Origin of the sequence: Roseateles sp. (assembly GCF_031397715.1) — a bacterium.
In the GTDB taxonomy this organism is placed as follows: domain Bacteria; phylum Pseudomonadota; class Gammaproteobacteria; order Burkholderiales; family Burkholderiaceae_C; genus Paucibacter_A.
This window is the reverse complement of the sequence record NZ_JANNMI010000416.1, coordinates 1-7,205: the sequence shown is the minus strand read 5'-3', so window position 1 is coordinate 7,205 and position 7,205 is coordinate 1. Positions and strand designations below refer to the sequence as shown.

Sequence of the window (7,205 nt, the reverse complement as noted above, 5' to 3'; positions counted from 1 at the left end):
GCCGCGCCGCTTCCAACTGGCCATCCACTCGGTCATGCCCTTGCGCACATACTCGCTGTCGGTGAAGACGGTGATGTCGCAGGTCCGCTTCAGCGAAGCCAGCGCCTCGATCACGGCGGTCAACTCCATGCGGTTATTGGTGGTGTCGGCCGCGCCGCCGAACAGCTCTTTTTCAAACCCGCCGGCACTCAGCCAAGCACCCCAGCCGCCGCGGCCGGGGTTGCCTTTGCAAGCGCCGTCGGTGTAGATGACGACGACCGGCTTGTTGATCTGCGGCGCCGCTGTCGGCGCCGTGCTGGCTGGAGGACTGACTGCTTGATTCATGAACCTTGTTCTTTATTGTGAAGTTGCTGCACCGCGACCGCCGGTGCGCTGCTGCGCCTGGCGCTGCGACTGCGCTCAAGCCCGAGCAAGCGCATGCCGTGCACGCGCTTGACCGCTTTGATGAAATAAACCGCCCCCAGTACCGGCCACCACTGGGTGCCGATCGGCTCAAGCCAGGCCCAGCGCGCCAACCATGCGGCCGAGCTAAGCGGTGGGGCGTAACAGCCGAACTGCGCGGCTTCGACCTCGAAGCTGAGCAAGCGCAGCCAATCGCGCAAGCGCCAATACCCAAGGAAATCCCCGTCCTGCGGCAGATAGGGTCGCGGCCTGCCCGGCAGCACGCGACCGAGATTTTGCCTGAGTCCCCAGAGGCTGGCCGGATTGAGCCCCAGGATCACCAGGCGACCTTCGGGCCGCAGAACCCGCTCGACTTCGCGCAGGGTTTGATGCGGGTCAGCCGCCAACTCCAGCGTGTGCGGCAGGACCACCAGATCCAGGCTGGCGCTTTCAAACGGCAGGCTGTCAAACTCGCAATGCAGGGCCGCGCCAGATGGCTGCCCGTCGCCAGCCCTGCCCTCCTTGCCCTCAGGCAGCGCCAACCAACGGTGCGGCATGCGGTTGCAGCGCAGCCCCGGCAGTTCGGGCAAACCAAGTTGCAGGGCATGAAAGCCAAACAGATCCACCACCGCCGCATCCATCTGCGCCTGCTCCCAGGCCAGCAAATAGCGCCCCGGCGGGGTCTGCAGCCATGCGGCCAACTCTATAATCGGGACTTCATCGGCCATGGGCGTGAAAGAGTGAAAACAGGCAAGGGTTTGACTGCATGAAACTGGAGGCCATCGCTGCCTTCGCGGACAACTACATCTGGATGCTTCACGATGGGGCCGAGGCTCTCGTGGTCGATCCGGGTGACGCCGGCCCGGTTCTTGACGCCTTGGCGGCGCGCTCGCTGCGTTTGGCTGGCATTCTAGTGACGCATCACCACGCCGACCATATTGGCGGCCTGATCGAGCTGCTTCCGCATTTAAGAGGTCCGATTTTTGGCCCTGCGCACGAGCGCATGCCGGTACCCATAACGCCCTGTCAAAGCGGCGATCACTGCCAACTGCTGGGTCAAAATTTTCAGGTGCTGGACGTGCCCGGCCATACCGCCGGCCATATCGCGTTTTACTGCGACCAACCCGGCGACGCCAACGCGCCGCTGCTGTTCTGCGGCGACACGCTGTTTTCGGGTGGCTGCGGGCGCTTGTTTGAGGGCACGCCGGCGCAGATGTTTGCGTCGTTGCAGACGCTGGCCGCCCTGCCCGGCAACACGCGGGTTTGTTGTACCCATGAATACACCTTGGCCAATCTGCGCTTTGCGCGCGAGATAGAGCCGGCCAACGCCGAGCTGGCCACTTATCAGCAATGGTGCCTGGAGCGCCGTCAGCGCGACCTGCCCACCCTGCCTTCCAGCTTGAGCCTGGAACTTCAGATCAACCCCTTCTTGCGCTGCAGCGAGCCGGCCGTCATAGTGGCGGCCCAATCATTCGCGGCCGCAGGTCAAACCAACAACCCGGTCGAGGTGTTCACTCACCTGCGCCAATGGAAGAACAACTACCGATGATGACGATTCAACTGCCGGCGCTGCTCCGGCGCCTGAGCCCCTTGCTGATCGCCGGCCTGCTCGGCGCCTGCGCCAGCACCGCACCGCAGCAAGACCTGACCCCCAACAGTGAGCGCAATGCATTGCCGCGCAGCTGGAGCCCGGCACCCCATCCCGCTGACCAGCCGACGGCCACGCTCAGCGCCGCGCCGATCGAGGCCGCCCATCCGGTGCTGGAGGACAGCCTGCAACCCGGCGTGGCCATCGATCTGAATGAGGCCAAGGCCGCGGCCGATTTGTGGGTGCGCCTGCGCAAGGGCTTTGACATGCCCGAGCTGGACAACGACGGCGTACGCCGCGCCGAAATCTGGTACAGCACCCGGCCGGACTATGTGCAGCGCATGGCCGAGCGCGGTGGGCGCTACCTCTTTCACATCATTGAAGAAGTCGAGAAGCGCGGCATGCCGACCGAGTTGGCCTTGTTGCCCTTCATCGAAAGTGCCTTCAACCCGCAAGCAATGTCGACCGCCAAGGCCTCGGGCATGTGGCAGTTCGTGCCGGCTACCGGACGCGACTTCGCCCTGAAGCAAAACATCTTCCGCGACGACAGGCGCGCTGTGCTGGCCTCGACCCGAGCCGCGCTCGACTATCTGGAGCGCCTGCACAAGATGTTCGGCGGCGACTGGCAGCTCGCCTTGGCCGCCTACAACTGGGGCCAGGGCAATGTGCAAAAAGCCATCAACCGTAACCTGAAGGCGGGCCTGCCGACCGACTACGACAATTTGAAAATGCCCGACGAGACGCGCTACTACCTGCCCAAGCTGCAGGCGGTCAAGAACATCGTGCTGGCTCCGCAGAAATTCGGGCTGAGCTTGCCGGCCATGTCCAACCACCCGTATTTCCTCAGCGTCACGCTGGACCGTGACATTGATGTTGACTTGGCGGCACGCCTGGCCGGCATGAAGGTGGACGAGTTCAAACAATTCAACCCGCAGATGAACAAGCCGGTGATGCTGGCGGCAGGCAGCAACCAGATGCTGCTGCCCTATGACAATGCGCGCACCTTCACCGAATCCTTGGCGGCGCACCGTGGCCCGTTGGCCAGCTGGACCGCCTGGACCGTGAGCCAAACCATGAGCCCGGCGGCGGCGGCAAGACAAGTCGGCATGAGCGAAGCACAGCTGCGCGAGATCAATAAGATCCCGCCGCGCATGCTGGTCAAAAAGGGCTCGACTCTGCTGGTGCCCAGAGCCGCACACCGGATCGAAGATGTGTCCGAGCACATGGCGGAACATGGCGCCATCGACCTGGCTCCCGATGCGCCGGCGCTGCGCCGCGTCAGCTACAAGGCCGGCAAGGCCGACACGGTGCAGAGCATGGCCAACCGTTACCGCGTCAGCCCAGCGCAGGTGGCGCAATGGAACAAGGTCGGCGTCAAAGCAGCCTTCAAGCCCGGCCAGACCGTGGTGATGTACCAGGCCTTCGCGCCCAAACGCGCGACCGTCGCCAAAGCGAGCAGTGGCGCCAAGGCGAGCAAGCCGGGCAAGTCTAGCCAGGCCACCAAAACCAGCAAGGCCGGCGCGCCCTACACCGGCACGCCGGCACGCCAGATGAGCAAACGCTAACGGACGGGTTCAGCGGGCGCTGAAAAACAGCGCCACGCTGCAGATCACGCCGGCAAACCAGATCACCGAGCGCAGCGCTGCCTTGTCGGCCAGATAGGCTGCGATGTAGGCGACCCGCGCGGCCACAAAGCCCAGCGCCAGGGCGTCGACCAAACCCTGCGGCGCGGCCATTTGCTGGGCCACCAAGACGCCGGCGATGAACAGCGGCAAGGCCTCAAAACTATTCGCCTGTGCGGCATTGGCGCGCGCCTGCCGGCCGGTTTGTTGCGCCAGCCAGGCCCGTGGGTTGTGGTTGTCATAGCCACCGTCGCGGCGCGGCCGGCCGAAGCCGCCCGACTTGGCCAAGCCTGCGCAAACAACAGGCAAAGCGCAGGCCACGAGCATGCAATAGTTGGCAATCGTCATCGAAACAGCTCCAGGTTCGTGAAGGGTCTACAGCGCCTCAGCGCCGGTCGACCAGGGCATGGGCGATGGTGCCCAGATCTACATATTCCAGCTCGCTGCCGACCGGCACGCCGCGCGCCAGACGGGTGGCAAGGATGCCGCGCGAACGCAGCGCCTCGGCCAGCACATGGGCGGTAGCCTCGCCCTCAGCGGTGAAACTGCAGGCCAGAATCACCTCGGCCACACCGGTTTCGGCGGCCCGCAACAGCAGCTCCGCCGCACCGATCTGAGTCACCCCGACGCCGTCCAGCGGGCTGACTCGCCCGAGCAGCACAAAGTAGTAGCCACGGTAGGAATTGGTGCGCTCAAGGGCCGCTTGGTCGGCCGGCGACTCGACCACGCAGAGCAGGCCTGGGTCACGGCTGACGTCGGCGCAAATGCTGCAAATCTCGGTTTCGCTGAAGGTATGGCAGCGCCTGCAATGGCCGATTTGCTCGCCCGCCGCACGCAGCGCCAGCGCCAACTGCGCCGCGCCGTCGCGGTCGTGTTGCAGAAGGTGATAGGCCATGCGCTGGGCCGACTTCTGGCCCACGCCCGGCAGGCGCTTGAGCGCATCGATCAAGGTTTCTAGTGCAGTCACCTATCTGGGCTGACTTAAAACGGGAACTTCATGCCGGGCGGCATCGGCATGCCGGCGGTCAGCTTGCCCATCTTCTGCGAGCTGACTTCCTCGGCGCGGCGCACCGCATCATTGAACGCGGCGGCGACCAAATCTTCCAGCATGTCTTTGTCGTCAGTCAGCAAGCTGGGATCGATGGTGACGCGCTTGACGTCGTTCTTGCAGGTCATCACGACCTTGACCAGACCGGCGCCCGATTGGCCCTCGACCTCGACCAGCGCCAACTCGTCCTGCGCCTTTTTCATGTTGTCTTGCATCGCCTGAGCCTGCTTCATCAGACCCGCGAGTTGACCCTTCATCATCATCGTTCTCCTTCAGTTTTCAATTGCTTGGGGTGCTTGTAAATCAATGCGCGCGGATCGAGCCGGGCACGATCCGCGCGGTCTTGAACTGCGCCAGCAAAGCTTGCGCCAGCGGGTCCTCGACCACGATCTGCTCGACGGCGCGTTGGCGCGCCTGCAGCTGGGCCGCGTCACGCAGCGCCGGCGAATCGTGGGCAATCCCGGCCTCCAGCTCAATCAGCACGGGGCGTTCCAAAAAAGCGCTCAGTGCGGCCTGCAGCTTGTCCTTGAGTGCCGGTTGACGCAGCGACTCGCGCTCAACCCGCAAACGCCACAGCAAGGCCTCGCCCTGCTCCTCGACGCCGACGCATTCCGACCTGACGGCCAGTTCACGCGTCAAGGCCAACAGGCCCATGGGCCGGATCTGTTCGGCCCAGCGCTCGCCCAGCGCGGTGGGCTGCAGCGCGACATCACTGCCGGATGTCGAGGCATAGGCCTTGCTCGACAGCTCGGCTGCATCATCATCGACCCCGGCATCAAACTGTGGCGCCTCGTCCGAACGCCCGCCCTCGTCTTCGGCAGGCGGCGCATCCATCCAAGGCGGCGGTTCCTGGCCGGCGGACGTCGATGCAGGCACGGGCGCGGGCGCGGTCCTAGCCTCCACGGCGCGCGGCCGCAAACGGGCACTGTGGCCACTCGTCGCTTGCTCCGGCAAGGGCGCGGTCTGCGCCATTGCGGGTGCCGCACGCACGCTCAGTGGTGCGGCTGGCTCGGCAACGCTATGCAACGCTGCCGGGGCAGAATTATTTTCAAGCGAGACCGGCGTTCGCAACGGCGTTTGCACCGTCGTTTGCACCGTCGTTTGCGCCACTTGCGGCCGCAGCAAAGGCGCGCTCGTCGCTGCCGTCTTGGGCCTTGGTTTGCTGGCCTGCGATCCCGCCGCACCTTGCGGCCTGAAGCTCAGCATGCGCAACAAGACCATCAAAAGCCCGGCGTATTCATCCGGCGCCAAGGCCAGCTCTTGGCGGCCGTGCAAAGCCATGCTGTACATCAGCTGAATTTCATCCGCCGGCAGCAACGCCGCCAAACGCTCGGCCTCAGCGGTATCCGGATCTTGATCATCCAGCGCACCGGGTGCGGCTTGGGCCACCGCCATCTGCTGCAGCAGGCCGGCCAAATCTTCCAGCGTGCCGGCCGCCGAAAGCCCCAAGCTGCGCAAGCCATCGGCCTGCGCCACCACGTCGGCGCCATCGGCCGCAATCAAGGCAGCCAGAATGGCGACCACATGGCCGCGGTCCACCGTGCCCAGCATCTGGCGCACACCGTCCTCGACCAGGCTGCCGGCACCAAACGCGATCGCCTGATCGGTCAGCGACAGCGCGTCGCGCATCGACCCGCGCGCCGAGCGGCTCAGCAAACGCAGAGCCCCGGCGTCGGCGGGCACGTTCTCGGCCTGCAGCACCTGGCGCAAATGAGCCAACACGGTCTGCGGCGCCATCGGCCGCAGATTGAATTGCAGGCAGCGGGACAAGACGGTGACCGGTACTTTCTGCGGGTCGGTGGTGGCCAGCACGAACTTCAAATAGTCCGGCGGCTCCTCCAGCGTCTTCAACATCGCGTTGAAGGCGGTGTTGGAGAGCATATGGACTTCGTCGATCATGTAGACCTTGAAGCGCCCCATCACCGGCTTGTAGACCGACTGGTCAAGCAGCTGCGAGATCTCCTCGACGCCGCGGTTGGAGGCCGCGTCGAGCTCGATGTAGTCGACAAAACGGCCGGCATCGATGTCGCGGCAGGCGTCACAGACGCCGCAGGGCGTGGCGGTGATGCCGCCCTGGCCGTCGGCGCCGGTGCAATTCAGGCTCTTGGCCAGAATGCGCGACACCGTGGTCTTGCCGACACCGCGCGTGCCGGTGAACAGATAGGCGTGATGCAGGCGTTGCTGGGTCAGCGCATTGACCAAGGCCTGTACCACATGCTCTTGGCCCACCAGTTCTTCAAAACTGTGGGGGCGATATTTGCGGGCGAGGACCTGATAGCTCATGGATCTAGATTCTACGGGGGCTTGCTCGTTACCCCGACCGATGAAGCTCGGCCCTTCATTGCGGACTATTGGCGCGGCCGGCGATGGTGCACGCACAGACTGACCGATAATCCCGCCCCATGAGTACGCATGCAGCCCCCTCCTCCGCCGACACCCTCAGCTACAGCCAAGCTGGTGTCAATTACGACTTGATTGATCCCTTGAAGATCAGCGCCCAGCGCGCCGCTGCCGCCACCGGCGCCCACCTCGGCGCCCATGGCTTCACCGAAGTGCTGGCCTCGCG

General features: G+C 64.7%; 8 protein-coding genes. 2 read left to right on the top strand and 6 right to left on the bottom strand.

What is annotated here, in order from left to right; translation table 11 throughout:
- Both RMO57_RS18300 and RMO57_RS18295 read right to left on the bottom strand, forming a co-directional pair.
- A partial coding sequence (locus RMO57_RS18300; RefSeq protein WP_414896453.1) for an RNase H family protein occupies positions 1-324 on the bottom strand: 324 nt, incomplete at its 3' end.
- Positions 321-1,109, bottom strand: a complete 789-nt coding sequence (locus tag RMO57_RS18295) for a class I SAM-dependent methyltransferase (RefSeq protein ID WP_310389081.1) — start codon at positions 1,107-1,109, stop codon at positions 321-323. The genes RMO57_RS18300 and RMO57_RS18295, both read right to left, overlap by 4 nt.
- A 38-nt stretch (positions 1,110-1,147) precedes the next feature.
- Between RMO57_RS18295 and gloB the strand changes: the two genes are divergently transcribed.
- Together gloB and RMO57_RS18285 are read left to right on the top strand one after the other, a co-directional pair.
- On the top strand, positions 1,148-1,930 hold the full coding sequence (gene gloB, locus RMO57_RS18290) for a hydroxyacylglutathione hydrolase (RefSeq protein WP_310389079.1): 783 nt from the start codon (positions 1,148-1,150) through the stop codon (positions 1,928-1,930).
- Entirely contained in the window at positions 1,927-3,534 is a 1,608-nt protein-coding gene (locus tag RMO57_RS18285; protein ID WP_310389077.1) for a transglycosylase SLT domain-containing protein, read from the top strand. The genes gloB and RMO57_RS18285 overlap by 4 nt, the downstream gene beginning before the upstream one ends.
- A gap of 9 nt (positions 3,535-3,543) precedes the next feature.
- Here RMO57_RS18285 and RMO57_RS18280 read toward each other — a convergent pair whose 3' ends face one another.
- From RMO57_RS18280 to dnaX, 4 genes are read right to left on the bottom strand one after another with little or no spacing between them, the layout of a single operon-like run.
- Positions 3,544-3,939 carry an MAPEG family protein gene (locus tag RMO57_RS18280; RefSeq protein WP_310389075.1) on the bottom strand — a complete coding sequence of 132 codons (396 nt, stop codon included), beginning with the start codon at positions 3,937-3,939 and terminating at the stop codon, positions 3,544-3,546.
- Between the two features lie 37 nt (positions 3,940-3,976).
- Positions 3,977-4,558, bottom strand: coding sequence for a recombination mediator RecR (recR, locus tag RMO57_RS18275; RefSeq protein ID WP_310389073.1), 582 nt, complete (start codon positions 4,556-4,558; stop codon positions 3,977-3,979).
- 14 nt (positions 4,559-4,572) lie between these two features.
- Positions 4,573-4,899, bottom strand: coding sequence for a YbaB/EbfC family nucleoid-associated protein (locus tag RMO57_RS18270; protein ID WP_310389071.1), 327 nt, complete (start codon positions 4,897-4,899; stop codon positions 4,573-4,575).
- Positions 4,900-4,942: 43 nt separating this feature from the next.
- Positions 4,943-6,922, bottom strand: a complete 1,980-nt coding sequence (gene dnaX / locus RMO57_RS18265) for a DNA polymerase III subunit gamma/tau (protein ID WP_310389069.1) — start codon at positions 6,920-6,922, stop codon at positions 4,943-4,945.
- Between the last annotated feature and the right edge of the window lie 283 nt (positions 6,923-7,205).

What these genes read in the sequence shown, in the direction of transcription:
- RMO57_RS18295 (WP_310389081.1), bottom strand. Translation starts at nt 1,109, where the DNA reads ATGGCCGATGAAGTCCCGATTATAGAGTTGGCCGCATGGCTGCAGACC.
- gloB (WP_310389079.1), top strand. Translation starts at nt 1,148, where the DNA reads ATGAAACTGGAGGCCATCGCTGCCTTCGCGGACAACTACATCTGGATG.
- RMO57_RS18285 (WP_310389077.1), top strand. Translation starts at nt 1,927, where the DNA reads ATGATGACGATTCAACTGCCGGCGCTGCTCCGGCGCCTGAGCCCCTTG.
- RMO57_RS18280 (WP_310389075.1), bottom strand. Translation starts at nt 3,939, where the DNA reads ATGACGATTGCCAACTATTGCATGCTCGTGGCCTGCGCTTTGCCTGTT.
- RMO57_RS18270 (WP_310389071.1), bottom strand. Translation starts at nt 4,899, where the DNA reads ATGATGAAGGGTCAACTCGCGGGTCTGATGAAGCAGGCTCAGGCGATG.
- dnaX (WP_310389069.1), bottom strand. Translation starts at nt 6,922, where the DNA reads ATGAGCTATCAGGTCCTCGCCCGCAAATATCGCCCCCACAGTTTTGAA.